25 protein-coding genes are annotated in these 23,025 nt (G+C 64.5%); 16 read left to right on the top strand and 9 right to left on the bottom strand.

Annotated features, from left to right (window positions below; translation table 11 throughout):
- Positions 1 to 27: 27 nt before the first annotated feature.
- Together G6P99_RS23940 and G6P99_RS23935 are read right to left on the bottom strand one after the other, a co-directional pair.
- Positions 28 to 759, bottom strand: a complete 732-nt coding sequence (locus tag G6P99_RS23940; protein WP_035977103.1) for an adenylate/guanylate cyclase domain-containing protein — start codon at positions 757 to 759, stop codon at positions 28 to 30.
- A gap of 78 nt (positions 760 to 837) precedes the next feature.
- Complete coding sequence (locus tag G6P99_RS23935) at positions 838 to 1,089, bottom strand: PilZ domain-containing protein (protein WP_029081849.1); 252 nt, start codon at positions 1,087 to 1,089, stop codon at positions 838 to 840.
- 266 nt (positions 1,090 to 1,355) lie between these two features.
- Here G6P99_RS23935 and G6P99_RS23930 point away from each other — a divergent pair, with 266 nt between their 5' ends.
- From G6P99_RS23930 to G6P99_RS23920, 3 genes are read left to right on the top strand one after another with little or no spacing between them, the layout of a single operon-like run.
- A complete protein-coding gene (locus tag G6P99_RS23930; RefSeq protein ID WP_165123585.1) occupies positions 1,356 to 2,762 on the top strand; it encodes an MFS transporter in 1,407 nt (468 codons plus the stop codon).
- A gap of 11 nt (positions 2,763 to 2,773) precedes the next feature.
- On the top strand, positions 2,774 to 3,961 hold the full coding sequence (locus G6P99_RS23925; protein WP_051346404.1) for an acyl-CoA dehydrogenase family protein: 1,188 nt from the start codon (positions 2,774 to 2,776) through the stop codon (positions 3,959 to 3,961).
- A gap of 24 nt (positions 3,962 to 3,985) precedes the next feature.
- A complete protein-coding gene (locus tag G6P99_RS23920; RefSeq protein ID WP_029081851.1) occupies positions 3,986 to 4,387 on the top strand; it encodes a VOC family protein in 402 nt (133 codons plus the stop codon).
- 258 nt (positions 4,388 to 4,645) lie between these two features.
- Here G6P99_RS23920 and G6P99_RS23915 read toward each other — a convergent pair whose 3' ends face one another.
- Entirely contained in the window at positions 4,646 to 5,404 is a 759-nt protein-coding gene (locus tag G6P99_RS23915) for a Spy/CpxP family protein refolding chaperone (RefSeq protein ID WP_029081852.1), read from the bottom strand.
- A 453-nt stretch (positions 5,405 to 5,857) separates the two neighbouring features.
- Here G6P99_RS23915 and G6P99_RS23910 point away from each other — a divergent pair, with 453 nt between their 5' ends.
- The 7 genes from G6P99_RS23910 (at position 5,858) to G6P99_RS23880 (ending at position 13,630) form a co-directional block, all read left to right on the top strand.
- On the top strand, positions 5,858 to 7,198 hold the full coding sequence (locus G6P99_RS23910; RefSeq protein WP_029081853.1) for an ABC transporter substrate-binding protein: 1,341 nt from the start codon (positions 5,858 to 5,860) through the stop codon (positions 7,196 to 7,198).
- A 116-nt stretch (positions 7,199 to 7,314) separates the two neighbouring features.
- The gene (locus G6P99_RS23905) at positions 7,315 to 8,253 is read left to right on the top strand and encodes a carbohydrate ABC transporter permease (RefSeq protein WP_029081854.1); all 939 of its coding nucleotides are present in this window, start codon (positions 7,315 to 7,317) and stop codon (positions 8,251 to 8,253) included.
- Positions 8,253 to 9,164, top strand: a complete 912-nt coding sequence (locus G6P99_RS23900; protein WP_029081855.1) for a carbohydrate ABC transporter permease — start codon at positions 8,253 to 8,255, stop codon at positions 9,162 to 9,164. Before G6P99_RS23905 ends, G6P99_RS23900 begins: the two co-directional genes overlap by 1 nt.
- A 20-nt stretch (positions 9,165 to 9,184) precedes the next feature.
- Positions 9,185 to 10,285 (top strand): ABC transporter ATP-binding protein, encoded by a 1,101-nt coding sequence (locus tag G6P99_RS23895; RefSeq protein ID WP_165123583.1) that lies wholly within the window; start codon positions 9,185 to 9,187, stop codon positions 10,283 to 10,285.
- A gap of 29 nt (positions 10,286 to 10,314) precedes the next feature.
- Positions 10,315 to 11,304 (top strand): hydroxyacid dehydrogenase, encoded by a 990-nt coding sequence (locus G6P99_RS23890; RefSeq protein WP_029081857.1) that lies wholly within the window; start codon positions 10,315 to 10,317, stop codon positions 11,302 to 11,304.
- Positions 11,305 to 11,371: 67 nt separating this feature from the next.
- Positions 11,372 to 12,796, top strand: coding sequence for an amidase (locus G6P99_RS23885; RefSeq protein WP_029081858.1), 1,425 nt, complete (start codon positions 11,372 to 11,374; stop codon positions 12,794 to 12,796).
- Between the two features lie 183 nt (positions 12,797 to 12,979).
- Positions 12,980 to 13,630: a hypothetical protein gene (locus tag G6P99_RS23880; RefSeq protein ID WP_051346407.1), complete on the top strand. Its 651-nt coding sequence runs from the start codon at positions 12,980 to 12,982 to the stop codon at positions 13,628 to 13,630.
- Here the strand turns inward: G6P99_RS23880 and G6P99_RS23875 are convergent.
- A complete protein-coding gene (locus G6P99_RS23875) occupies positions 13,627 to 14,151 on the bottom strand; it encodes a DUF1993 domain-containing protein (protein ID WP_029081859.1) in 525 nt (174 codons plus the stop codon). The genes G6P99_RS23880 and G6P99_RS23875 overlap by 4 nt on opposite strands.
- An 86-nt stretch (positions 14,152 to 14,237) precedes the next feature.
- On the opposite strand from G6P99_RS23875, the gene G6P99_RS23870 reads away from it, so the two are divergent.
- Together G6P99_RS23870 and G6P99_RS23865 are read left to right on the top strand one after the other, a co-directional pair.
- Positions 14,238 to 15,011, top strand: a complete 774-nt coding sequence (locus tag G6P99_RS23870; RefSeq protein WP_029081860.1) for a transporter substrate-binding domain-containing protein — start codon at positions 14,238 to 14,240, stop codon at positions 15,009 to 15,011.
- 187 nt (positions 15,012 to 15,198) lie between these two features.
- Positions 15,199 to 16,044 carry a DUF2147 domain-containing protein gene (locus G6P99_RS23865; RefSeq protein ID WP_029081861.1) on the top strand — a complete coding sequence of 282 codons (846 nt, stop codon included), beginning with the start codon at positions 15,199 to 15,201 and terminating at the stop codon, positions 16,042 to 16,044.
- 69 nt (positions 16,045 to 16,113) lie between these two features.
- Here the strand turns inward: G6P99_RS23865 and G6P99_RS23860 are convergent, their stop codons facing one another.
- The gene (locus G6P99_RS23860; protein ID WP_029081862.1) at positions 16,114 to 16,518 is read right to left on the bottom strand and encodes a (R)-mandelonitrile lyase; all 405 of its coding nucleotides are present in this window, start codon (positions 16,516 to 16,518) and stop codon (positions 16,114 to 16,116) included.
- Between the two features lie 40 nt (positions 16,519 to 16,558).
- Positions 16,559 to 17,257: a ribonuclease activity regulator RraA gene (locus G6P99_RS23855; protein ID WP_029081863.1), complete on the bottom strand. Its 699-nt coding sequence runs from the start codon at positions 17,255 to 17,257 to the stop codon at positions 16,559 to 16,561.
- Positions 17,258 to 17,469: 212 nt separating this feature from the next.
- Between G6P99_RS23855 and pxpB the strand changes: the two genes are divergently transcribed.
- The 4 genes from pxpB (at position 17,470) to G6P99_RS23835 (ending at position 20,616) form a co-directional block, all read left to right on the top strand.
- Positions 17,470 to 18,201, top strand: a complete 732-nt coding sequence (gene pxpB, locus G6P99_RS23850) for a 5-oxoprolinase subunit PxpB (RefSeq protein ID WP_029081864.1) — start codon at positions 17,470 to 17,472, stop codon at positions 18,199 to 18,201.
- Complete coding sequence (locus G6P99_RS23845) at positions 18,198 to 19,232, top strand: biotin-dependent carboxyltransferase family protein (protein WP_029081865.1); 1,035 nt, start codon at positions 18,198 to 18,200, stop codon at positions 19,230 to 19,232. Before pxpB ends, G6P99_RS23845 begins: the two co-directional genes overlap by 4 nt.
- A 30-nt stretch (positions 19,233 to 19,262) precedes the next feature.
- Positions 19,263 to 20,036 (top strand): LamB/YcsF family protein, encoded by a 774-nt coding sequence (locus G6P99_RS23840; RefSeq protein ID WP_029081866.1) that lies wholly within the window; start codon positions 19,263 to 19,265, stop codon positions 20,034 to 20,036.
- 151 nt (positions 20,037 to 20,187) lie between these two features.
- Positions 20,188 to 20,616 (top strand): hypothetical protein, encoded by a 429-nt coding sequence (locus tag G6P99_RS23835; protein ID WP_029081867.1) that lies wholly within the window; start codon positions 20,188 to 20,190, stop codon positions 20,614 to 20,616.
- A gap of 74 nt (positions 20,617 to 20,690) precedes the next feature.
- On the opposite strand, the gene G6P99_RS23830 is transcribed toward G6P99_RS23835, so the two are convergent.
- The 3 genes from G6P99_RS23830 to G6P99_RS23820 all read right to left on the bottom strand — a co-directional run bounded on the left by G6P99_RS23830 (position 20,691) and on the right by G6P99_RS23820 (position 22,918).
- Complete coding sequence (locus tag G6P99_RS23830; RefSeq protein ID WP_165123581.1) at positions 20,691 to 20,843, bottom strand: hypothetical protein; 153 nt, start codon at positions 20,841 to 20,843, stop codon at positions 20,691 to 20,693.
- A 330-nt stretch (positions 20,844 to 21,173) separates the two neighbouring features.
- Positions 21,174 to 22,331, bottom strand: coding sequence for a CmpA/NrtA family ABC transporter substrate-binding protein (locus G6P99_RS23825; protein ID WP_029081868.1), 1,158 nt, complete (start codon positions 22,329 to 22,331; stop codon positions 21,174 to 21,176).
- Positions 22,328 to 22,918, bottom strand: a complete 591-nt coding sequence (locus tag G6P99_RS23820) for an ANTAR domain-containing response regulator (RefSeq protein ID WP_029081869.1) — start codon at positions 22,916 to 22,918, stop codon at positions 22,328 to 22,330. The genes G6P99_RS23825 and G6P99_RS23820 overlap by 4 nt, the downstream gene beginning before the upstream one ends.
- Positions 22,919 to 23,025 lie beyond the last annotated feature (107 nt).

Raw genomic sequence — 23,025 nt, 5'->3', positions numbered from 1 at the left:
CCGTCGTTTTTTTTGCGCCGCGTCAATTCACGCAGGAAACAATCTGACGGGCTGGTCGAAGCCCTTCAGCGCGTAATCGGAACCGGTTGCCGTGATCATGTCGCCGGTTCGTTCCCGCACCGCCGTCGTGACCAGGATCTCGCCGGATTTCGCCGCCGCCTGGGCGCGCGCGGCGCGGTTCACGACGGTGCCGACCGCCGTCAGGTCGCGATGGGTCTGGCCGAATTCACCGAAATTGGTGTCCCCGCTGTCCATCCCGATTCCGATGCCGATCTCGATGTCGCCGGCGCCGATCGTCCGCACCAGCGCGTCGTGCCTTTCCTGGAAGCGGCGCTGGATGTCGCGCGCGGCCAGCAAGGCCTGCACCGCATGGTCGTCCCGCCGCACCGGAAAATTGAAGATCGCGAACACGGCATCGCCGATCGTCTTGTTGAGAATGCCGTCATAGCGCCAGATCGCTGCGGCGCAGTCATCGTAGAACGCATCCAGCAGCGATGTCAGTCCGTCCGGCGCGATGGTCTGCGTCAGCGTGGTGTAGCCGCGCAGATCGGCGAACAGGATGGTGGCGTCGATGGTCACGGCGCGCGCCTTCATGATCTTCGAGAAGGCCATCTCGCAGAGCGTGCAGGTGTTCGGGTTCATGCGGCTCGGCTTGACGCCAAACAGGCGGAACGGCGCCGACAACGGGCCGCGCAGCGGAATCGGCATATGCAGGTTTTGCCAGCAGCCGAGGCAGATCGTTGCAGGTTCCGGAGTCATCGGCACACCACCAGTTGTTCCAGCAACGAAACCCGGGCGATCCAGGACGTCGGGGCCGGGATTTGCAGCGCACCGCGCTCAGGTCGGCGTCACGAAGCTCAGTCCGATCCGCGTCTTCTTGCTCCAGACCACCTGGCACTCGTAGACAACAGAGGCGTCCTTGGCCATCACCAGGCGGAAGCGATGCGGGACGAAGGCCGGATTCTCGACCTCGATCGCGGCTCCCTCCGGCGAAATGTTCACGATCGTGCAATGCATGACCGAACCGCCCGATGAGACGTAGCCGGGTTCATTGACCTCGGTTCGCGGATGCCTGCGCTTTTCGTCCACCCAGCCTCCCCCCAATTTCCTTCACACAAGCGTGGGCGATCGGCATTGCCGAAGTCAACGGCTCCGACAGGCCGGATCGGGCTTTCGCACCACGATTTGTGCGCAGCGGTAGGCCGAATTGCTTATCGCGTCAGTGCAGATGAGCCCCGCGTCAGCGCGGGCTTGTCGTTCGCGATGGCGCGAGGATAGCCTCACCTTATGGGCGAAGCGCTGGCGCGACGCACGCTCCTGATAACAATGAACAGGCGCCATGGGGAAAACGCGCCATGTTCGAGATTCTCGATCGCCGGACGACTCTGACCGGCAACCAGATCAAGATCCTTGCGGCGGCCATCATCGGCGATGCGCTGGAATTCTTCGACTACTTTCTGATCGGCTTTGTGCTCGCGTTCCTGATCGGACCGTGGAAACTCACCTTTGGCCAGTCGGCCACCGTGCTGATGAGTTCCGGCATCGGCGCCATCATCGGCGCCTATCTCTGGGGCTGGCTCGCCGACCGGATCGGCCGCCGCATCGTCTTCATCGGCACCGTTCTGAACTTCTCGATCGCGACCGGCCTGCTCTATTTCACACCCGACAATGGCTGGGTCTATCTCGCAATCCTGCGCTTCTTCGTCGGTGTCGGCGTCGGCGGTCTCTATTGTGTCGACCTGCCGCTGGTGCAGGAGTTCATGCCTTCGCACAAGCGCGGCTGGGTCGGCGGGCTCGTGACCTGCGTGATCCCGCTCGGCGTCGGCCTCGGCGCGGTGCTGGGAGCGATCATGGGCACCGACCAGTGGCGGCTGTTGTTTGCGATCGGCGTGCTGCCGGCGGTCCTGGTGCTGCTGGTCCGGCTCTGGGTTCCGGAATCGCCGCGCTGGCTGTGCCGACAGGGACGCTATGACGAAGCCCGCAAATCGCTGGCCTGGGCCCTGCAGATGTCGCCGTCGGAGCTGCCATTGCCGAGCGCAGCCGACGCCGGTCCGATCGTCAAGACGAGCTGGTTCGACCTGTTCAAATATCCGCGCAGCCTGATCGTCTCCTGGCTCGGCAATGCCGGCGCGCAGACCGGCGTCTACGGCATCACACTCTGGGCGCCCGCGCTGTTCGTGCTGCTCCTGAAGGTGACGCCGCAGGAGGCCGCCAAGATGATGATCCTGCTCAGCGTCACCGGTTTCCTCGGCCGCATCTCGTTCTCCTGGTTCTCGGAACTGCTGGGACGGCGCGTCGCCGGCGGCCTGCTCGGCTTGGGGGCCGGGGCGCTGACGATCATTGCCGGCTATCACTACGACGTGACGCTGTTCGGGATGTCGGCGTTCTGGCTGCTGCTCGCTGCCGCCTTCTTCTTCGCCGACGGCGGCTTTGCGATCGTCGGACCCTATGCGGCCGAGGTCTGGCCGTCGCATCTGCGCACCACGGGCATGGGTTCGGCCTATGGCTTCGGCGGCATCGGCAAGATCATCGGGCCGGTCGGGCTTGCCCTGATCGTCGGCTCGAACAACTATCTCAAGCCGGACGTGCCGCTAACCCAGATCCCGACCGCCTTCGTTTATCTCGGCTGCTGGTTCCTGATGGCGGGCGCCGTCTATCTGTTCTTCGGGCTCGAGACCCGGGGCAAGTCGATCGAGCAGATCGACAAGGAGCTCAACGCGACGGCTGACGTCGCGGCGTCCGCAACGATCCGGCGCGCCTGAGGGAGACGAAGATGAGCGTGACTTCTGCCGATCTTGCGGGCGATCGCGACGTGATCGCGCTCGCCGAGGCGATCAGGGAAGCGGTCGCGGCCGCCTCCAACGATATCGAGATGACGCGCCGCCTGCCGCCCGACCTGCTCGACCGGCTGCATGAGGCGCGGCTGTTCCGCCTGCTGCTGCCGCGGTCGACCAACGGGATCGAGACCGATCCCGTCACCTTCTTCCATGTCATTGAGACCATCGCCAAAGGCGATGCCTCGACGGCGTGGTGCCTGAGCCAGGCCGGCGGCTGCGCGATGTCGGCCGCCTATCTCGACCTGCCGGTTGCGCAGGAGGTGTTTGCCGACCCACGCGCGGTGCTCGCCTGGGGTCCCGGCCCGAAGGTCAGGGCGATCGAGTGCGAAGGCGGCTACCGCGTCACCGGGGTCTGGTCGTTTGCCTCCGGCGGGCGGCATGCCACCTGGCTCGGCGCCCACTGCCCGGTTTACACCGCGGACGACTCGCCGCGCCGCGACGCCAATGGCGAGCAGGTCGAACGCACCATGCTGGTGCGCACCGAAGACGTCGAATGGACCGACATCTGGAACACGGTCGGGCTGCGCGGCACCGCCAGCGACCAGTTCGCGCTCAACGATCTCTTCGTCCGTTCGGACCATTCGATCACCCGTGAGTTCGACCGCGAATGCCGCGAGCACGGCCCGCTCTACCGGATGAGCAACCACACCTGCTACCAGATCGGCTTTGCCGGGGTCGCCTGCGGCATTGCCCGCAGCGCGCTGGACAATTTCGTCGACGTCGCTCGCAACAAGGTGCCGCGCGGCATGAAGAAGACGTTGCGGGACAACGCGGTCGTGCAATCCGGCCTCGCACAGGCCGAGGTCAATCTGCGCGCCGCCCGCGCGTTCCTGCTGCAATCGATGGCCGACATCTGGAAGGACCTGGTTGCCGGCAACAGCATCACGGTCGCGCAGCGCATGACGATCCGGATGGCGGCCACACATGCCATCCACAAGGCGCGGGAGGCGGTCGACTTCGCCTACAATGCCGCCGGCGCCACCGCGATCTTCGACGGCCATCCGCTGGAGCGGCGCTTCCGCGACATCCACACCGTGACCCAGCAATTACAGGGCCGGTTCAGCCATTTCGAGACCGTCGGCGCCTGGATGCTCGGCGTCGATGCCGACCTCAGCTTCGTTTAACCCGATTTCTCAAGGAGAAGAACCATGCCATTGGGCGGACTACAGCATTACACCATAGAGCCGCAGGATCTCGAGCGCACCAAGCAGTTCTATTGCGACGTGCTCGGGCTCGAGAACGGCGACCGGCCGCCGCTCGATTTCCCCGGCTACTGGCTCTATTCGGGCGGCCAGGCTACCGTCCATTTAATGGGCACCCGCAAGCCGCGCGACGGCATCGTGGTGCGCGGCACCGAGAAGAAATATGAGGACACCGGCCGCCTCGACCATATCGCCTTTGCCGCCACCGACGTCGAAGCCGTGCGCAAGCGCCTGCAGTCGAGGAACGTCACGTTCCGCGAGCAGATCGTGCCGCGCACCGGCGACACTCAGATTTTCCTCTACGATCCCGACGGCGTCGGGGTGGAACTGAACTTCCTGAAGAGCTGAACCGGCCTTCGCCGGATCACCCCTGCTCAACAATTGGCCGGCGCGTGCGTCGGCCAATTTTCATGTCGCGCAAGCGGTTCCCGACAAGGCCCTGACTCGGCCATCACTCGGGCGCGATCCGGTCCGTTTTTCTTCAACATTGAATGACGAATTAACCGAGCCGCGCCGCTGCGGCAGAATAGCCGGGTGCTGCGCCTTTAACCTACCCCAGGGCTTGGTGGCCCGGCTATTCGTCCCCACTTCGCCGACGATGGATCTTTAGTCGAGCCCGCGTTCGTGGCTGAGGCGGACCATTTCGCTGATGAAGATCTGTTTCTGCTTGTCGTCGAGGCTCGCAAAGAGCGGCTCCGCGGCGTCGGCGACGCTGCGCTGATCGACCGCGCGGTCGTTGAGGAACTGGGCCTCATTGCGCATCTGCTCGATGATGTCGTCAGGCGGATCGCGTTGTGCGCGCGCAATGCGCAGGTTGAGGCGGTCGGCGCCGTTGTGGCCGAGATAGTGCATCGCGCTGTTGAAACCGGACCAGTGTTTCTCCTGCTCCGGCGTTAGATTCAGCTCCGTCTTGATCCGCTCGATGTTGGCGTCGCTGTTGGCGACCATCTGCTCAGCCGTGAGCTGCGGCGCCCCATCCTGGGTTAGCACGGCCGTCTGCTGTTTCGCGCCCTTGTCCTTGGCGGCGGCCTTGGCCGATTTGGTGCCCTTGGCGCCCTGCTTGTCACTGGGGGCCGGAGCCTGTGCATTCTTGCCGCCGCCAGCATTGGGGCTGGGGTTGTTGGCATTGTTGCCGGTGAACACCCCGGTCACGCCGGTCACCACCCCGACGACGCCGCCGATCGCACCGCCCAGAACGCCGCCAACCGGTCCGGCGGCCTTGTTGCCCTCGCGCGCGCCCTTCTCGACGCCCTGCACGATCTGCGCATCGCCGATACGAGGCACTGCAAGCAGCATGACGGTGGCGGCCCCAACCGCGGCGCACAATCGCCATTGCGCTCGCAGCTTCGCTACCGGGTTGAGCATGATCGGGTCTCCGTGATCGATGGTGGATTGCAGAACTGACGCGGGGGTAGGTTCGACGAATCCGGACTTTATCGTTTCCAGCTTCGGCAAGTCTATTGCTCGCGCGGGGCATCAACATGACGGAACACGGCTCGATCAGGCTTGACCGGAAGCCTGCGGCGCAACGGCGCACCGTCCGTGAATGTATCAGTGGCAACTCGTGCGTGCGTCGCAACATGATCGCAAGGCGTGCAGCAAACCGCCGGAAATTGCAGTGAGGCTGACGACACTGCCCGCGATTTGACCACAACGTTAGTTCTACGTGGCACAGGCATTACGTTTCTCGACAGCGGCCGGCAATTCTGTTCTGATTGGTGCAACGAAATCCCGCGATGTCGCGCGAACGCGACGCACAAAAAAGAACATCGGGATTCAAAAAGTCTTTTGTCCGTTGGCTACCAGGGAGGGAATGCCATGTCACGGAAGAAGCTTTCGCGCCGAGAATTCGTTGCAGCGACAGCGCTGTCATCGGCGGCGCTCATTACAGCCCCCTACGTGCGTGGCGCCTACGCAGCCGGCAAGCTCTCGATGGGCTTCTGGGATCACTGGGTGCCGGGCGCGAACAGTGCCTCCACCGAGCTGGTCAATGAATGGGCCGCCAAGGAAAAGGTCGAGGTCCAGATCGACTACATCACCAGCCAGGGCAACAAGAACATCGTCACCATCGCCGCCGAGGCGCAGGCGAAATCCGGTCACGATATCTTCCAGATGCCGACCTGGTGGCCACAGGCCAATGCCGAGCTGCTCGAGCCGGTCAACGACATCATGGACCCGCTCATCAAGCTGAACGGCGACGTCAACGGCACGGTGAAATATCTCGGCCAGGCCGACGGCAAATGGCTCGGTGTTCCCGCCAGCGTCGGCAGCCAGATCAAGGGCCCCTGCTCGCGCATCGATCTGATGAAGAAGCACGCCAACATCGACGTCCAGGAAATGTACCCGGCCGGAAGCCCGCCGAAGGCGGACAACTGGACCCTCGATACGTTCCTCAAGGCGGCCGAGGCCTGCCACAAGGCCGGCTTCCCGTTCGGCATCGGTCTCGGCGAAACCAGCGACAATGTCGACACCGCCGGCGCGATCTTCAACTCGTTCGGCGCGCAGCTGGTCGACGCCAAGGGGAACCTCACCGTCAAGACCGATGCGGTGCGCCAATCGCTCGAGTTCTACAAGAAGCTGCTCGCTTTCCTGCCGCCCGACGTCTCCGCATGGGACGATGCCTCCAACAACAAGTGGTTGGTCGCTGGCAAGGGCGCGATGATCATGAACCCGCCGAGCGCGTGGGCGGTCGCCAAGCGCGATGCCCCGCAAGTCGCGGAGCAATGCTGGACCCACGGCTTCCCGGCCGGACCCAAGGGACGCTTCGCGCCCTATCTGCCGTTCTTCTGGTCGATCTGGTCGTTCTCGAAGAACAAGGAAGCGGCCAAGAGCCTGCTGTCCCATCTGTCGCAACCGGCATCGATCGAGAAGATGGTGGTCGCGAGCGGCGGCTACGACCTGCCGGCCTACGAAAAGCTCACGACGTTGAAGATCTGGGAAGAGGTAGGGCCGCCCAAGGGCACGCTCTACCACTACCCGAACCCCTTCAAACACCAGACGCTGTCGATGGCGGCCTCGCCTGCGCCGCCCAAGGTCGCGCAGCAGATCTACTTCCAGGCCACCCTGACCAAGATGTGCCTGCGCTACTACCAGGGTGAAAGCATGGAAAAGACGCTCGCCTGGGCCGAGGGCGAGTGTGAAGGCTTCATGCGAAGCTGACGACAAGCGAGCTTTCGCGCGACCGCCCGTAGTGCCGGCCGCGCGAGGTCTCGTCTTCACATCCCGACCGCCGAACCGGCGAGCCGTGCAACCAACCCGCGCGAGGGACCTGCGTTATGGTTGACGTCGCATTCCAATCCAACCGCACAGCCGCAGCTCCGAGCGGGCGACGGCGCACCGGTCTACGCAATGCGCTGCGGCGCAAATCGATGTCCGCGTTCCTGATGGCGCTGCCGTTGATCCTCCTGATCGGCGTGCTGGTGATCTATCCGGCCATCTACTCGCTGCATCTGGCGACGCTGAACAAGGCGATGACCAAGTTCGTCGGCCTTGGCAACTTCGAGTTCCTGTTCAAGCGCGAGACCTTCTGGCTGGTGGTCAAGCAGTCCTGCATTTTCGCGATCTCGGCAGTGGTCTTCAAAGCGCTGATCGGCTTCATCGTCGCGCATTTCGTGCACAACGTGCCGGCCAACAAGCAGCGCAAATGGCGCGGCATGCTGCTGGTGCCATGGGTGATCCCGCCGGCCATGAGCACGCTGGCCTGGCTGTGGCTGTTCGATCCGTCCTACAGCGCCTTCAACTACACGCTCTCGTTCTTCGGCATCGGGCCGATCCCGTGGACCGGCGACGCCATGTGGGCCCGTTTCTCGGTGATCCTGGTCAACGTCTGGTACGGTGCGCCGTTCTTCATGATCATGTATCTGGCGGCGCTGAAATCGGTGCCCGAGCAGCTCTATGAGGCGGCCGCGATCGACGGCGCCAATTGGTGGCAGCGCATCTGGTATGTGACCTTGCCGATGATGCGCAACATCATTGCGATCACGACGCTGTTCTCGCTGATCGTGACCTTCGCCAATTTCGACATCGTGCGCATCCTGACCGCCGGCGGGCCGCTCGACCACACCCACATCTTTGCGACCTGGGCGTTCCGCGTCGGCATCGAGGGCAGTGACATTCCGCTCGGCGCCAGCGTCTCGCTGTTCATGGTGCCGATCCTCGCGGTCGCGGCGATCTTCATCCTGCGCGACATCACCAAACGCGGGAACGAATCCTGATGAGCACGATGACGATCGACAAGTCCGGACCGACCCGCAAGGTCAAATACGGCAGCATGAGCCGCGATCGGACCTGGGCGCTGCGCTGGTCCTATTTCTTTCTCACGCTGTTTGCGATCTTCTCGCTGGTGCCGCCGCTCTACATGCTGATCACCTCGCTGAAGAGCAGTGCGGAGATTTCCGCGGCGACCAACCCGTGGTGGGTATATCATCCGACGCTCTCCAACTACGCTGAGTTGCTGACCTCGAACCAGTTCCTCCGCTTCTTCTGGAATTCGGCGTGGGTCTCGATCATCGTGGTCACCATCACGATGCTGATCAGCGTGCCGGCGGCCTTTGCGCTGGCGCGGATGAAGTTCTGGGGCTCGGCGACGCTCGCGACCGGAGTGTTCCTGACCTATCTTATTCCGGACAGCCTGCTGTTCATCCCCCTGTTCAAGATGTTCGCGGTGATCGGCGACTGGACCGGCATCCAGCTCATCAATCGCTGGTACGTCCTGCTGTTCATCTATCCGACGCTGACGGTGCCGTTCTGCACCTGGATCATGATCGGCTATTTCGCCTCGATCCCGAAGGAGCTCGACGAGGCCGCGATCATCGACGGCGCGAGCTGGTTCCAGACGTTGACGCGGATCTTCATCCCGGTCGCCCTGCCCGGCCTGATCGCGGCGACGATCTTTGCCTTCACCGTGTCGTGGGCCCAGTTCCTCTATCCGCTGGTGTTCACGACCTCGACCGATCAGCTGGTGCTGCCGGTCGGCATCATCACGACCCTGATCAAGGGCGACGTCTTCAACTGGGGACAGATCATGACCGGCGCCCTGCTCGGCGCTGCGCCGCCGCTGATCATCTACGCCTTCCTGATGGACTACTACATTGCCGGCCTGACCGCCGGTGCGACAAAGGGTTGAACGCGACAAAGGTAGGACTCATGGCTGACGTCAGTTTGCGTAAGGTGGTGAAGCGTTACGACGAGGTCGAGGCGGTGCGCGGCATCGACCTCGATATCGCCGACCATGAGTTCGTGGTGCTGGTGGGCCCAAGCGGCTGTGGCAAGTCGACGACCTTGCGGATGATCGCCGGCCTCGAGGATATCTCCGACGGCGACATCATGATCGGCGGCGATGTGGTCAACGACGTGCCGCCGAAGGACCGCGACATTGCGATGGTGTTCCAGAACTACGCGCTGTACCCGCACATGACGGTCGCCGAGAACATGTCGTTCGGGCTGCGGCTGAAGCACTATCCCAAGGCCGAGATCAAGAGCCGGGTCACCGAAGCCGCCCGCATGCTCGACATCACCGACCTGATCGACCGCAAGCCCAAGCAGCTCTCCGGCGGCCAGCGCCAGCGGGTCGCGATGGGACGCGCCATCGTGCGCAACCCGAAGGTATTCCTGTTCGACGAGCCGCTGTCCAACCTCGACGCCAAGCTGCGCGTGCAGATGCGGATCGAGATCAAGAAGGTGCACCAGAAGGTCCGCACCACGACCGTCTACGTGACCCATGACCAGGTCGAGGCGATGACGCTGGCCGACCGCGTGGTGGTGATGAACCACGGCAGGATCGAGCAGATCGGCACGCCCAACGAGCTCTATCACAAGCCGGCGACCAAGTTCGTCGCCAGCTTCATCGGCTCGCCCGCGATGAACTTCGTGCCGTGCCGGCTCGAGGATGTCGGCGGTAAGCTCAACGTGCGGCTGACCGATCGCCTCACCTTCCCGCTGCCGCCGGCGCGCGCCGCCCGCTACCAGGCGCTTTCCCGCACCGACAAGTTGTTGCTGGGCCTCCGGCCCGAGCATGTCATGGAGGCCCGCCCGCATGCCGAGCCCGGTATCGAGCCGTTCGTTGCGGTGCTCGACGTCACCGAGCCGATGGGGATGGAGACGCTGGTCTATTTCACGCTCGAGGGCTCCCAGCTCTGCGGCCGGGTCAATCCCAATGCCGGCGCGCAAGATGGCAGCCCGCTCCGATTGGCTGTGGACCTCAACAATATGCATTTGCTAAATGAGGTGACCGGCGTCGTCCTTTGACGGCGTACAAGAAACCTCAAGGGCAGGAAATGGCCACCAACAAGAAGAAGATTTTCATCACCCAGACTTTGTCACCGGGGGCACGGGTGCTCCTCAACGAGCGGGACGACGTCGAACTGATCGAATTTCCCAACCTGATCTCGGCCAAGGACTTCCAGTCCATGCTGGAGCAGCATGCGCCGGTCCATGGCGTGGCGCTCGGCGCCACCCGGTTCGGCGAGGCAGAGCTGGAAGCCTCCAAGGGCATGATGGTGGTGACCCGGATCGGCGTCGGTTACGACGCCGTCGACGTGCCGGCGCTGTCCCGCCGCAAGGTGCCGCTGATGGTCGCAGGCACCGCGAACTCGCCCTCCGTCGCCGAGCAGGCATTGTTCATGATGCTGACGCTGGCCAAGCGCGCGAACGAAATGCACGCGATGGTCAAGGACGGTACCTGGGCGAGCCGGCTCGGCGTGCTGCCGTTCGATCTCTACGGCAAGACGGCGCTGATCGTGGGCTTCGGCCGCATCGGCACCCGCACCGCCAAGCGCTGCCTTGCGATGGAAATGAACGTGCTGGTCTATGATCCCTACAAGCCCGCCAGCGAGATCACGGCGGCCGGTTGCGAGGCGGTGCCGAGCTTAGAGGCGGCATTGCCGCAGGCGGATTTCGTCACGATCCACTGCCCTAAATCGCCCGAGACCGTCGGCATGTTCAACGCGGCGCGGATCAGGCTGATGAAGCCGACCGCCTATCTCATCAACACCGCCCGCGGCGGCATCGTCGATGAGACGGCGCTGCACGACGCGCTGGTATCGGGCAAGATCGCCGGCGCGGGCCTCGACGTGTTCGAGGTCGAGCCGCCGCCGGTTGGTCAGCCGCTGCACGCTTTGCCCAACGTGATCATGGCGCCGCATGTTGCGGGTGTCACCGTCGAGGCCGTCGATCGCATGAGCGAGCAGACCGCGCGCAATATCCTGAGCGTGCTGGACGGCAATCCGCTGCGCCAGAATGTGATCAACCAGGACGTCCTCGGCTGAGCGCTCAGCCTTCCTCTTTGCGCCGCGGCCGATCCTTGCGATCGGCCCGGCGATGCGGAGCACCCACATGGCCTTCAAGGAATTCGGCAACTACGATGCAGTCGGTCTGGCCGAGCTCGTCCGCAACAAGGACGTGACGGCGAAGGAGCTGCTCGACGAGGCGATCGCGCGCACAGCCGCCGTCGATCCGAAGATCAACGCGGTCGTCGTCAAGCATTACGACTACGCCGAACGCCAGATTGCCAAGGGATTGCCTGACGGTCCCTTCACCGGCGTGCCGTTCCTGCTCAAGGACCTCGACCTGCTCGAGGGCACGCGCACCACGTCGGGCGCGAGCCTGTTGAAAGATTTCGTCGCCGATCACAACGGCACGCTGGCCCAGCGCTTCCTCGATGCCGGCCTCACGATCTTCGGCAAGAGCGCGAGCCCCGAGTTCGGCCTGATGCCGACGACGGAATCCCGCCTGTTCGGCCCGACCCGCAATCCCTGGAATCTCGACCATTCCTCCGGCGGATCGTCCGGCGGCGCGGGGGCTGCGGTCGCGGCACGCATCCTGCCCGTCGCACACGCCAGCGATGGCGGCGGGTCGATCCGGATCCCCGCTTCGGCCTCCGGCGTGTTCGGCGTGAAGCCGACGCGCGCCCGCAACCCGTGTGGTCCCGACCGCGGCGAAGGCTGGGGCGGCTTTTCCGTTGGTCATGTGCTCAGCATCAGCGTCCGCGACAGCGCGGTGATGATGGATGCGATCCATGGCCCGGAGCCGTCGAGCCTCTACGTCGCGCCGGCGCCGGAGCGGCCGTTCTCCCAGGAGGTCGGCCGCGATCCCGGCCATTTGCGCATCAGCTTCACCGGCAAGTCGCCCTATGGCGACGCCATCGATTCCGAGATCGCCGCGGCGGTCCGCGACATTGCCAAGCTGCTGGCGGGCCTCGGCCATCATGTCGAGGAGCGCGCGCCGCCGCTTGCGGCCGATCCGGCAGTGACCATGACGACGATCGTCGGCGGCAACACGGCGCTGACGATCCGCCTGCTCGAGCAGCGCGTTGGGCGCAAGCTGACCTCCGATGACGTCGAGCGCCTGACGCTGGCGAGCGCGGAGAATTCGGTCAAGCTGACACCGGTCGACTACGTCGCCGCGCAGCTTGCGGCATTCCAGATCTCGCGCGCCCTCGCGACCTTCTTCGAAGGCTGCGACATCTTCCTCAGCCCGACACTGTGCGCGCCGCCGCTCCGCCTTGGCGAGCTGAACACGATGTCCGAGGATCTGACCCACATCGCACCGGTGCTGCGCCGCTACATGCCTGGCACCTCGATGTTCAATATGTCCGGGCAACCGGCGATGTCGGTGCCGCTGGCCTGGAACAAGGCCGGATTGCCGCTCGGCATGATGTTCGCGGCCAAGCTCGGCCAGGAAGGTCTGCTGTTCCGGCTGGCCAGCCAGCTCGAACAGGTCCGCCCCTGGAAGGACCGCCGCCCGCCGGTCTCGGCCTAATAGCGTTTTCGAGCGAAGTGGCTCCCGGTTCGCGTCAAGAAAACGCGTCCGATAAAGAAACCTGGAGCTTCGGCTCTGATTCAATCAGAGCCGAAGCTCCAGGCTGACAAAGGGTAGTCCGATCAGGTAGATAGGAAGGGCGCCGGCACGATTCCGCCGGCGTCCTGCCTAGGAGACCGAACCGTGAGCGACCCGACCGACAATGCGCTCGCCGCAATCGCGAGTATTCTCGATCAAACGACGACGCCTCCCGAGACGGCCAAATCGGCCGACAAGTCGTCCGACAAGACTGCGGACAAGGCAGCCGAGGCCGTCGAGGAGCCGCCGGTCTCCGTGGCGATGCCACCGCCCTTGCCATCGTCCGTCGGAGTCGTCTCCATCGAATCCGTGGTCGTCTCCATCGAAGCCGTGTCCGTCGAGGTCGCGCCCGTCGAGCCGCCGCCGATCGAGCAGCCCGAGCCGGTCGAACCGGAGTCAATCGAACCGAAGTCAGTCGAAGCAGAGTCAGTCGAACCGGAGCCGAGCAAGCCGGAGCCCGACCAACCACCGCGACCGATCGAGGCCAACGGCTATTCCAAGTCGGGCCCAGGCCCGATGGCCGCGCTGCGCTTCCGCTGGACGGTGCGCGAGGATGACGGCCGCTACTATGTCGACGAGACCGTCGGCGAAGGATCGAGCCCTCACGTCAACGGCCCGATGGACGGCGACGCCGCGATCAAGTTTGTCGACGAACGCGAGGCCGAAGCGCGGCGGCGCTTCGAGCACTTCAAGCACGAGATGATCAGCCGTAGCGCGACCACGCTTCGGGCGAGCAAGGACAGCAACGAGGGCTAGCCCTGCGGCGGCCTTGGTGGTCCCAGAAAGTCCTTCTTCGCAAGATTGACGCCGGCATGGCGCAGGATGTCGTAGGCCGTTGCGACGTGGAAGAAGAACTGCGGAACGCTGAAGGTCAGAATCAGGGATTTGCCGGTGAAGGGCCTGGTCGCGCCGCTCCGGAATGTGAAGACCACGTCCTTGTCGCCAGCGGCGTCGATCGTCGCCTGCGGCAGGCTCCGCGCAAAATCGATCGTGGCCGCAATGCGTGCTTTCAGCTCGGCGATGTCGGGCTCCGCCTCGGCGAAGGCCGGCGGCGCGCAGCCCGCCAGCAACGCGCAGCTCAGGACGACATGCCGGTTCGCCTCTCCGACCGGCTGGCGAAGGCTGTACATATCAGGCGAAAGCCGCGTCGCCAGCAGCACGTCAGGATCGATGTTGCGAGCCCTGGCGTGGGCCTCCGCGCGATCGAGCAGCGCGGAAAGATTGCGCAGATACGGCACATAGACACCGACGGACGCTTCATGGAGCGAGATGGTCACTTTTGCGCCCGCTTTGCTGGCTCGATCGTCCCATCTGGTCTAAATGCTCCGCAGCGACATGTCATGGGAATTGACGGAGACATCAGATGTTTCGCGCGCTGGCCGGCCTCGCTCTCGCTTTGCTCCTGTCTGCCGCGCATGCGCAGCAGGCGCCGTCGCGGCTCGACGAGATCGTCAAGCGCGGCACCTTGCGCGTCGGCATGACCGGCGACTACCTGCCCTTCACCGCGCTCGACAAGGAAACGAAGACGTTCCGCGGTTTCGACGTCGACATGGCGCAGTCGCTCGGCAAGGCGCTCGGCGTCAAGGTCGAGTTCGTGCCGACATCGTGGCCGCAGATGATGAAGGATTTCGAGGCCGACAGTTTCGACATCGCGATGGGCGGCGTCTCCATCACTTTCGACCGGCAGAAGAAGGGCCTGTTCTCGACCCCGATCATGCGCGAGGGTAAGACCCCGATCGCGCGCTGCGCGGACAAGGACAAGTTCGAGACGATCGCCGAGATCGACAAGCCGGGCACCCGCGTCATCGTCAATCCCGGCGGCACCAATGAGCGCTTTGCCCGCGCCAATGTGAAGACCGCCGAGATCCGCGTCTTCAACGACAATACAAAAATCTTCGACGAGATCGCCACGGGCGACGCCGACCTGATGATGACCGATGCGTCCGAGACGCGCTATCAGCAGAAGCTGCATCCCGGCGTGCTCTGCGCCGTGCACCCCGACAAGCCGTTCGACTTCGCGGAGAAGGCCTACTGGATACAGCGCGACGTCGCCTTGAAAGCGTTCGTCGACCAGTGGCTCCATATCGCGCGCGAGGATGGCAGCTACGCGAAAATCTATGCTGCGTGGTTCGAGTAGCTTGCGGCAAACGCGCCTGTTTGAGCGCCCACAAAGTTGACGCGCTCGGCCTGAAACCAGGCCGCAATCCAGTGACTTGAACCAAAGTCCCGAGGACACGACTCATGTTTTGACCGTGATTGGGGCACGTTCAACGGAGCGGGTCGCCACGTAGCCTTGGGAATAATTCCCTGCACTGGAGGTCGAGATGAGGAAGCTTCTCGCGATCGCCACGCTTTTGTTGGCGGGCACGGCGGCAGCGCAGGCGCAATACACCTTCGACTATGACGGCCGTACCATCCGGATCGATCCGGATCGCGGAACGGTTTCGATTCCCGGCGTCTACGACAATACCCCCCGCCGCACCAAGCGCACCAAGGGCGAGGACACCGGGCAGAAGCGCAAGCCGGCTCCGACGGAAGCCAAGACTGACGCCAAGATAGCTCCCACGACAAATCCCCAGCCCGCGCCCGGCGCGCCGCCTGCGGCTGCAGCGCCCGCCCCGCCTGCCGTTGATCAGGCAACTGCCCCGGCGGCGCCCACGCCAGCGACAGCTACGGAGCCAGCCAAGACAAGCGTCGCGGCCACGCCGCCTCCGGCTGCGGCAGCGACCACGCCCCCGCCGCCACCCGCTCCGCCAGTTGTGCAGCAAAGCGTTGCGCCGGCGGCAAGGCCCGCCGCGGCGTCTACGGTCGGCGCCGTCGCGCAACCTCCGGCCGCGGCGCCCAGGTCGGCAGCGAATCCCGTGCTGACCGCCAATTCACCGCTCGGCGTCTGGCTGACCGAAGAGAAGGAAGGAAAGGTCCGCATCGAGCAATGCGGCGCCAATCTCTGCGGCTACGCCGTCGACAAGAAGTCGAACGCTAACGGCGAACAGATTCTGATCAACATGAAGCCCGGCAAGGACAAGTGGAGCGGCCGCATCTTCGACCCCAACAGCGGCAGCACCTACGATTCCACGATCGCGTTGAAGAGCTCCGATACACTGCGCGTCCAGGGTTGCGCGTTCGGCGGCATGTTCTGCGGCGGCCAGACCTGGACGCGGGTGAATTGATCGCCTCCATTGGAAAAGCAAAAGCCCCGCTTCATGAGCGGGGCTTTTCTCTTGGCTGGCTGCGACGTATCAGCCGAGCTTGCCGTTGTACTCCTCGTCGGTGACGTGCTCCATCCAGGTCGAAAACACGCCGTCGAGCGCCTCCTGCATGGCAATGTGGGTCATGCTGTTGCCGGGGGACGCGCCATGCCAGTGCTTCTCGTTCGGCGGAATCCAGACGACGTCGCCGGGGCGGATTTCCCTGATCGGGCCGCCCTTGGCCTGCACCCGGCCGATGCCTGATATCACGTAGAGCGTTTGTCCGAGCGGATGGGTGTGCCAGGCCGTGCGGGCGCCGGGCTCAAACGACACGCGCGATGCGTTCAGGCGCGCCGGTGCGGGTGCCATGTTTATCGGGTCCTGCAGCACGCTGCCGGTGAAGTTCTCCTTCGGCGCGCGGCGGGTCGGCCGCGAGCCGGAAACGTGGATATCCATGGGGTTACCTCCCTCTCTTGAAGTTATTTCTTGCTTGACGTTATTTCTTGCTTGCGGCGTAGCGCGCCTTGGTCTCGGCGTTCATCGGATACAGGCCCGGCAGCTGCGCGCCGTTGTTCACCTCGTTGACGATCCAGGCTTCCATCCGCTCCTGCTCCGGCCCTTCGGCCAGTACATGATCGAGGAAGGCTTGCGGGATCAGCACGGCGCCGTCCTGGTCGGCCACCACCACGTCGTTCGGAAACACGGCAACGCCGCCACAGGCGATCGGTTCACCCCAGCCGACGAAGGTCAGGCCTGCGACCGACGGTGGCGCGGCGTAGCCGTCGCACCACACCGGCAGGCCGGTGCCGAGCACGCCCTCGACGTCGCGCACCACGCCGTCGGTGATCAGCGCCGTCACCCCGCGCTTGACCATGCGCGCGCAGAGGATGTCTCCGAAAACGCCGGCGTCGGTGATGCCCATGGCATCGATCACGGCAATGCAGCCCGCCGGCATCGCCTCGATCGCGGTGCGGGTCGAGATCGGCGACGACCAGGATTCCGGCGTCGCCAGATCCTCGCGGGCCGGCACGAAGCGCAGCGTGAAGGCGGGTCCGACCAGCCGCTTCTGTCCCGGCTTCAGCGGCTTGGTGCCGCGCATCCAGATGTTGCGCAGGCCCTTCTTGAGCAGGACGGTGGTGATGGTGGCGGTGGACACGTGCGACAGCGTCGCGATCGCTTCGGCGGACAGTGACATCTGGAAAGGTTGCTCCGATGGGAGGAAGAGACCGGCGCATGTTGCCGGGCAAAGGCGTTGCGTCAAGGGCTGCGCGAAAATGCTGCGATCATCTGCATTTATCGCTGGCATGCCGATTAATTTATTGAAGTTGCTGTATCTTTTTGCACGAGACGAATTCCGTTTCGCTGCAAAACACGCTAGCTTGATAGCCAACGAGTCCGTTTGATCCAATGGCCGAAACGCTAGCTCCTCCCCGCCTTTTGCCGAGTGGCGACAGCGCCATCACGGTGGAATTCAGCCGCACCATCGACGACGCCGCCAACCGGCGCGTGCTCGCGCTCGACCGCCTGATCGCAGCCGAGCCGATCACAGGCATCACCGAAACCGTGCCGACCTACCGCTCGCTGCTGGTGCATTACGATCCCGTGCAGATCACCTTCGATGTGCTCGGCGAGCAACTGCTCGCGCGCGCCGCCAAGGCGCCGCCGAGCGAAACCGGAACGCGACGCTGGCGCATCCCGGTCACCTATGGCGGCGAGCACGGCATCGATCTCGAGGATGTGGCGAAGGCGCTAAAGACCACGCCGGATGAGATCGTGGCCCGCCATGTCGCCGGCGACTATCGCGTCGCCATGATCGGCTTCACGCCCGGCTGGTCCTATCTCAGCGGGCTGGAGAAATTCCTGCACATGCCCCGGCGCAAGGACCCGCGGCTGCTGACCCCGGCCGGCACCATCTCGATCGGCGGCATCCAGACCGGCGTGCAGTGCCTGGCTGGCCCGAGCGGCTGGCACCTGCTCGGCCGCACCCCCGTGCGCACCTATCAATTGCATCGCGATCCGACCTTCCTGCTGGAGCCGGGCGATGCCATCACCTTCGCGGCGGTCGATGCCAAGACCTTTGCCGAACAGGATCGCGCCGCCGAGGCCGGCGAGTTCGTCGCAGAACTGGTGACGCCATGAGCAAACTCGTCGTCAGCTCGATTGGCCCGGCAAGCTCGGTGCAGGACGGCGGGCGTCCGGGCTCGCAGCGCTACGGCCTGACACCGAGCGGCGCGATGGACCGGCTTTCGCTCGCTGCCGCCAACACGCTGGTCGGCAATGACCAGCTCGCCGCCGCAATCGAGATCGGCCCGTTCGGCGCGGCCTTGACCGCGCGTGGCGGCGCCGTGCGCGTCGGGCTCGCCGGCGCGCCGCGCAATGCCGATATCGGCGGCCGCGCGGTTGCCTTCGACAGTACGGCCACCCTCGCCGAGGGCGAGACGCTCAATCTCGGGTTCGCACGCGGCGGCTCGTTCAGCTATCTCGCGATCGAGCACGGCATCGAGGGTGAGCCGATGTTCGGCAGCCTCGCCGTCAACGCCCGCGCCGGGCTCGGCAGCCCGTATCCGCGGCCGCTGCAGAGCGGCGACGAACTGAAGACGCAGGCCGCCAGCAGTGCACCCGAGCGCCGCATCGAATTGCCGGCCGCCACCGATGCGCCGATCCGCATCGTGTTCGGCCCGCAGGACGACGAGTTCGCCGAAGAAAACAAGAAGCTGTTCACCGACAGCGAGTGGAAGATCTCGGCCACCAGCGACCGGATGGGCTACCGCCTCGAAGGCCCGGTGATAAAACACCTCGACGGCCACAACATCGTTTCCGACGGCACCGTGAACGGCAGCATTCAGGTGCCCGGCAACGGGCAGCCGATCGTGCTGATGCCGGACCGCGGCACCAGCGGCGGCTATCCGAAGATCGCGACCGTGATCTCGGCCGATTTCGGCCGCTTCGCGCAAATCTCCGCTGGCCGGCCGTTCCGCTTCAAGGCGGTGACAATGGCCGAAGCGCAGGCCGAGGCGATCAAGTTCCATCAGCTGCTGCGGTCCCTGCCCGACCGGCTCCGCGGCATTGAGGACTTTGGCCTCAACATCGAGGCGCTGAGAGATGCTAACGTCGCGGGCCAGGCGGTCAGCGCCATCGACGCCGCGACCTGGCAGGTCGCCGTCCCGTAGAATCAAACCAACAACAACGGATCGATCGTCATGACCTCAACCATCGACCTCAATTGCGATCTCGGCGAAAGTTTTGGGCCCTGGGAAATGGGCAATGATGCCGCGATGATCGAGCTTGCGACCTCGGTCAACGTCGCCTGCGGCTTCCATGCCGGCGATGCCGACATCATGCGCAAGACGGTCGAGCTGGCGAAGGCGCGCGGCGTCAGCGTCGGCGCCCATCCCGGCTATCGCGATCTGCACGGCTTCGGCCGCCGCCCGATGCCGGGACTGAGTTCCTCGGAGATCGAGAACCTGATCGCCTACCAGATCGGCGCCTTGCAGGCGATCGCGACCGCGGCCGGCCACAAGGTCACCCATGTGAAGGCGCACGGCGCGATTTCCAACGTTGCCTGCGAGGACGACATGACCGCACGGGCGATCGCCAATGCGATCAAGGCGGTCGACCCCAATCTCATCTTCGTGGTGCTGGCGAACTCGAAGCTGGTGCGCGCCGGCGAAGCCGCCAATCTCAGGATGGCGCATGAGGTGTTCGCCGACCGCGCCTATGAGGACGACGGCAATCTGGTGTCGCGCAAGAAGCCCGGCGCGGTGCTGCACGATCCCAAGGCGATCGCCGAGCGCGTGGTGCGGATGGTGCAGGATGGCGCAGTGGTGTCGGTCACCGGCAAGGTGATCAAGATGCAGACCGATACCGTCTGCATCCATGGTGACACGCATGGCGCCGTCGAGATCGCGCGCGGCCTGCGCGAGGCGCTGAGCAAGGCCGGCATCACGGTAGCGCCCTTCAAGACCGCGCACTGAGCCACCATCGCATCGACTGACAAGGGCCGGCCGTCGCGCCGGCCCTTTTAGATTCCGTTAAGAGTCTTCTTAAACCCAAACTTGCCGTTTGATTGTTAGGTGCAGCTTCCGAGCCTTTGATTGTCCTCTCAGGAAAATTGGGTACGAAAGCATGTTCCGCACCAGCCTCTCCCTCGCAGTTGCCGCGGTTGCCACGGCCGCCTTCACCAGCGCAGCATCCGCCGGCTGCTCCAGCTGCTACACGCCGCCGCCCCAACCCTGCACGACCTGCTATCAGGTGCAGAGCGTGCCGCCGCAATATCGCACGGTGCAGGAAACCGTGATGGTGGCGCCGGGCCGCGTGATCGCGCATCGCACGCCGGCGCAGTATCGGACCGTGATGGTACCAAGGACGGTGATGGTCGCGCCGGGGGGCGTCGCCTATGAGCGCATCGCGCCGCAATACGCCACCCAGGAGCGCACCCAGATGGTGTCGCCGGGCTATTCCTACTACGCGCCGGTGCAGCCGACCTGCAACACCTGCGGCGGTGGCGGCGGTTACGGTTACGGTTACGGATATGGATACGGCTCCGGATACTGAACGATCAGCATCCCGCCAACACAAAGCCGCCGCCTGAGGACATCAGACGGCGGCTTTTGAATTTTCTGAAGACGTCAGAACGGATGGACGGACAGCGTGCCGAACACGATGGCCGCGATCACCGCAAAGGCGCTGTAGAGCGCCGCGGTATGAATTCCGCTTCCGGACTTCCTTGAAACTTGTCGCGCGTAAAAGTGCAGGCGGGCTTCCGCCGATAGCTCGCGCATGGTCGATCTCCAACGCCCCATTCTCGGGCATATGGAATAGCGTTCGCTCCGGGATTCAAGCGGGCGGCGAAAATAGCGATGCCGCCACCTCGGGGAACTGGGTTCCGAGTGGAATATTCTTCCTCGTGGTTTCCCCCGAGAATCTTATTCGTTGCAATTCGAGGCGTTGGGAACCAGCGCCAGTCCCGCAATAACCGAAAATCTCGAAAACAACCCCATGCAAAGTAGCCGGAGGTGGATAGCTGAGCCGCTGCCGCGTCTGTTGCTCATCCTTGCCCAGCAACAAAAGTACCGGCCGCGCGTCCCGGCGGAGCCGCCGTTGCGTCGCGCTCAGGGCTTCCAGCGCCCGATCTTGAACGCCGCCAGGTGGCCCGGAACGTCGCTCGGATCGAACGGTGGACCGGCGAACGCGCCGATCAAGTTGGGGGCTCCTGTCGGGCGGCCGGACGCGGCGTCAAAGAGGTCGGGCCTGAACACGGCCATGGCGGACTTCAGCGCCTCCGGCCGATATGGCGTCTGGCCCCAGCGAACCATCTGGGCGTAGAGCCATGCCGCCTGCCCCGGGTCCGGCCGCGCAGCCGCTTCGCGCCCGACCAGGAGGTAGCGGTTGCTCTCGCGCATGGTGCCATCAGGCGCGATCTTCAGCCGGCCATCGAACGTGCGCTGGATGACGCTGGCGTCGACGCCGATCCGCTCCGGCTGGGCGAGGATACGCGCCACCTCGGATCGGTTCTCGGGCCGCTCGATGAATTCCGCGGCGCGCAGATGCGCGCGCACCAGCGACGCCACGGCGTCGGGATGCTTCTCCGACCAGGCCTGGCGGACCGCCAGCACCTTCTCGACCGCACTGAGCAGGATGTCGGAGACGAAGTGCAGGATATGGCCGATGCCGAGATCGACCGCGACCGAATTCCAGGGCGCGCCGACGCAGAACGCATCGACATGGCCGTTGGCGAGACTGTCCACCATATAGGGCGGCGGCAGCACCACGAGCTGGACGTCCTCGTCCGGATCGACACCACCGGCCGCCATCCAGAACCGCAGCTGATAATTGTGGGTCGAGAACGGGAAGGTCATGCCGAAGGTCAACGGCTCCGCCCCGCTCTTCCGCCGCTTCGCCACCACACGGGCAAGCGCCTGCGAGGTCGCCATCGGGTCGAAGTGGTCGCCGTCGATCTCTTCCATCAGTGCTGCATGCAGCGCCGGCGATACCGTGATGGCGTTGCCGTTGAGCCCGAGATTGAACGGCGCCGCGATCGGCACCTTGACGTGGCCAAGCCCGAGACTCGAGGCGATCGCCACCGGCGCCAGCAGATGGGCTGCGTCGAACAGGCCGATGTTGAGCTTGTCGCGGACGTTCGACCACGACACTTCGCGCACCAGCGTGACGTCGAGGCCTTCCGCCGCGGCAAAACCCTTGTCGACAGCTACGATCAGCGCGGCAGCGTCCACCAGCGGAATGAATCCGATGCGCAAGGGTGTGGTCATTTCAGCAGCTCCGACGCCGTCAGGATCGATTGCGCGATCTCCCCGATCTTCTTCTTCTCGCGCATCGCGGTCGAGCGCATCAGCACATAGGCCTCCTCCTCGGTCAGCCCCTTCACCTTCATCAGGATGCCCTTGGCGCGGTCGATCACCTTGCGCTCCTCCAGCGCATGCTTGGTCCGGTCGAGCTCGTCCTGCAGCTTGGAGAAGGCATTGAAGCGGGAGACGCAGAGATCGAGGATCGGCTTCATGCGTTCTTTTTTGAGGCCGTCGACGATATAGGCCGAGACGCCCGCCTCCACCGACGCCTGGATCGAGGCGGCGTCACTCTGGTCGACGAACATCGCGATCGGCCGGCGCACGGCCCGGCTGACCTGGAACATCTGTTCCAGCACGTCGCGGCTGGGGTTCTCAAGGTCGATGACAATGATGTCGGGGTCGAGCGCGTAGATCCGCGAGAGCAGGCTCTGCATCTCGCTGATATGGACGACGTCGGTATAGCCGGCCTCCCGCAGCCCCTCCTCAAGGATGGCTGCGCGGATCGGGCTCTCGTCGACTATGACGATCTTGGGAGACGACTCAGCGCTCATCGACGACTCTTAAGGACCCGGCAAAGCCATCCATAACATGCCGGAAGCCCCTGGAAAGGGTTGTAATTCTCGGCAATTGGGACTAGCTCCTGCCCATCAATCAGGCA

Source organism: Bradyrhizobium sp. 6(2017), assembly GCF_011058295.2.
Lineage (GTDB): Bacteria > Pseudomonadota > Alphaproteobacteria > Rhizobiales > Xanthobacteraceae > Bradyrhizobium > Bradyrhizobium septentrionale.
The sequence above is the reverse complement of the archived record's forward strand: the minus strand, read 5'-3'. Positions and strand labels throughout refer to the sequence as shown.

What these genes read in the sequence shown, in the direction of transcription:
- G6P99_RS23940 (WP_035977103.1), bottom strand. Translation starts at nt 759, where the DNA reads ATGACTCCGGAACCTGCAACGATCTGCCTCGGCTGCTGGCAAAACCTG.
- G6P99_RS23930 (WP_165123585.1), top strand. Translation starts at nt 1,356, where the DNA reads ATGTTCGAGATTCTCGATCGCCGGACGACTCTGACCGGCAACCAGATC.
- G6P99_RS23925 (WP_051346404.1), top strand. Translation starts at nt 2,774, where the DNA reads ATGAGCGTGACTTCTGCCGATCTTGCGGGCGATCGCGACGTGATCGCG.
- G6P99_RS23920 (WP_029081851.1), top strand. Translation starts at nt 3,986, where the DNA reads ATGCCATTGGGCGGACTACAGCATTACACCATAGAGCCGCAGGATCTC.
- G6P99_RS23915 (WP_029081852.1), bottom strand. Translation starts at nt 5,404, where the DNA reads ATGCTCAACCCGGTAGCGAAGCTGCGAGCGCAATGGCGATTGTGCGCC.
- G6P99_RS23910 (WP_029081853.1), top strand. Translation starts at nt 5,858, where the DNA reads ATGTCACGGAAGAAGCTTTCGCGCCGAGAATTCGTTGCAGCGACAGCG.
- G6P99_RS23905 (WP_029081854.1), top strand. Translation starts at nt 7,315, where the DNA reads ATGGTTGACGTCGCATTCCAATCCAACCGCACAGCCGCAGCTCCGAGC.
- G6P99_RS23900 (WP_029081855.1), top strand. Translation starts at nt 8,253, where the DNA reads ATGAGCACGATGACGATCGACAAGTCCGGACCGACCCGCAAGGTCAAA.
- G6P99_RS23895 (WP_165123583.1), top strand. Translation starts at nt 9,185, where the DNA reads ATGGCTGACGTCAGTTTGCGTAAGGTGGTGAAGCGTTACGACGAGGTC.
- G6P99_RS23890 (WP_029081857.1), top strand. Translation starts at nt 10,315, where the DNA reads ATGGCCACCAACAAGAAGAAGATTTTCATCACCCAGACTTTGTCACCG.
- G6P99_RS23885 (WP_029081858.1), top strand. Translation starts at nt 11,372, where the DNA reads ATGGCCTTCAAGGAATTCGGCAACTACGATGCAGTCGGTCTGGCCGAG.
- G6P99_RS23870 (WP_029081860.1), top strand. Translation starts at nt 14,238, where the DNA reads ATGTTTCGCGCGCTGGCCGGCCTCGCTCTCGCTTTGCTCCTGTCTGCC.
- G6P99_RS23865 (WP_029081861.1), top strand. Translation starts at nt 15,199, where the DNA reads ATGAGGAAGCTTCTCGCGATCGCCACGCTTTTGTTGGCGGGCACGGCG.
- G6P99_RS23860 (WP_029081862.1), bottom strand. Translation starts at nt 16,518, where the DNA reads ATGGATATCCACGTTTCCGGCTCGCGGCCGACCCGCCGCGCGCCGAAG.
- G6P99_RS23855 (WP_029081863.1), bottom strand. Translation starts at nt 17,257, where the DNA reads ATGTCACTGTCCGCCGAAGCGATCGCGACGCTGTCGCACGTGTCCACC.
- pxpB (WP_029081864.1), top strand. Translation starts at nt 17,470, where the DNA reads ATGGCCGAAACGCTAGCTCCTCCCCGCCTTTTGCCGAGTGGCGACAGC.
- G6P99_RS23845 (WP_029081865.1), top strand. Translation starts at nt 18,198, where the DNA reads ATGAGCAAACTCGTCGTCAGCTCGATTGGCCCGGCAAGCTCGGTGCAG.
- G6P99_RS23840 (WP_029081866.1), top strand. Translation starts at nt 19,263, where the DNA reads ATGACCTCAACCATCGACCTCAATTGCGATCTCGGCGAAAGTTTTGGG.
- G6P99_RS23835 (WP_029081867.1), top strand. Translation starts at nt 20,188, where the DNA reads ATGTTCCGCACCAGCCTCTCCCTCGCAGTTGCCGCGGTTGCCACGGCC.
- G6P99_RS23830 (WP_165123581.1), bottom strand. Translation starts at nt 20,843, where the DNA reads ATGCGCGAGCTATCGGCGGAAGCCCGCCTGCACTTTTACGCGCGACAA.
- G6P99_RS23825 (WP_029081868.1), bottom strand. Translation starts at nt 22,331, where the DNA reads ATGACCACACCCTTGCGCATCGGATTCATTCCGCTGGTGGACGCTGCC.
- G6P99_RS23820 (WP_029081869.1), bottom strand. Translation starts at nt 22,918, where the DNA reads ATGAGCGCTGAGTCGTCTCCCAAGATCGTCATAGTCGACGAGAGCCCG.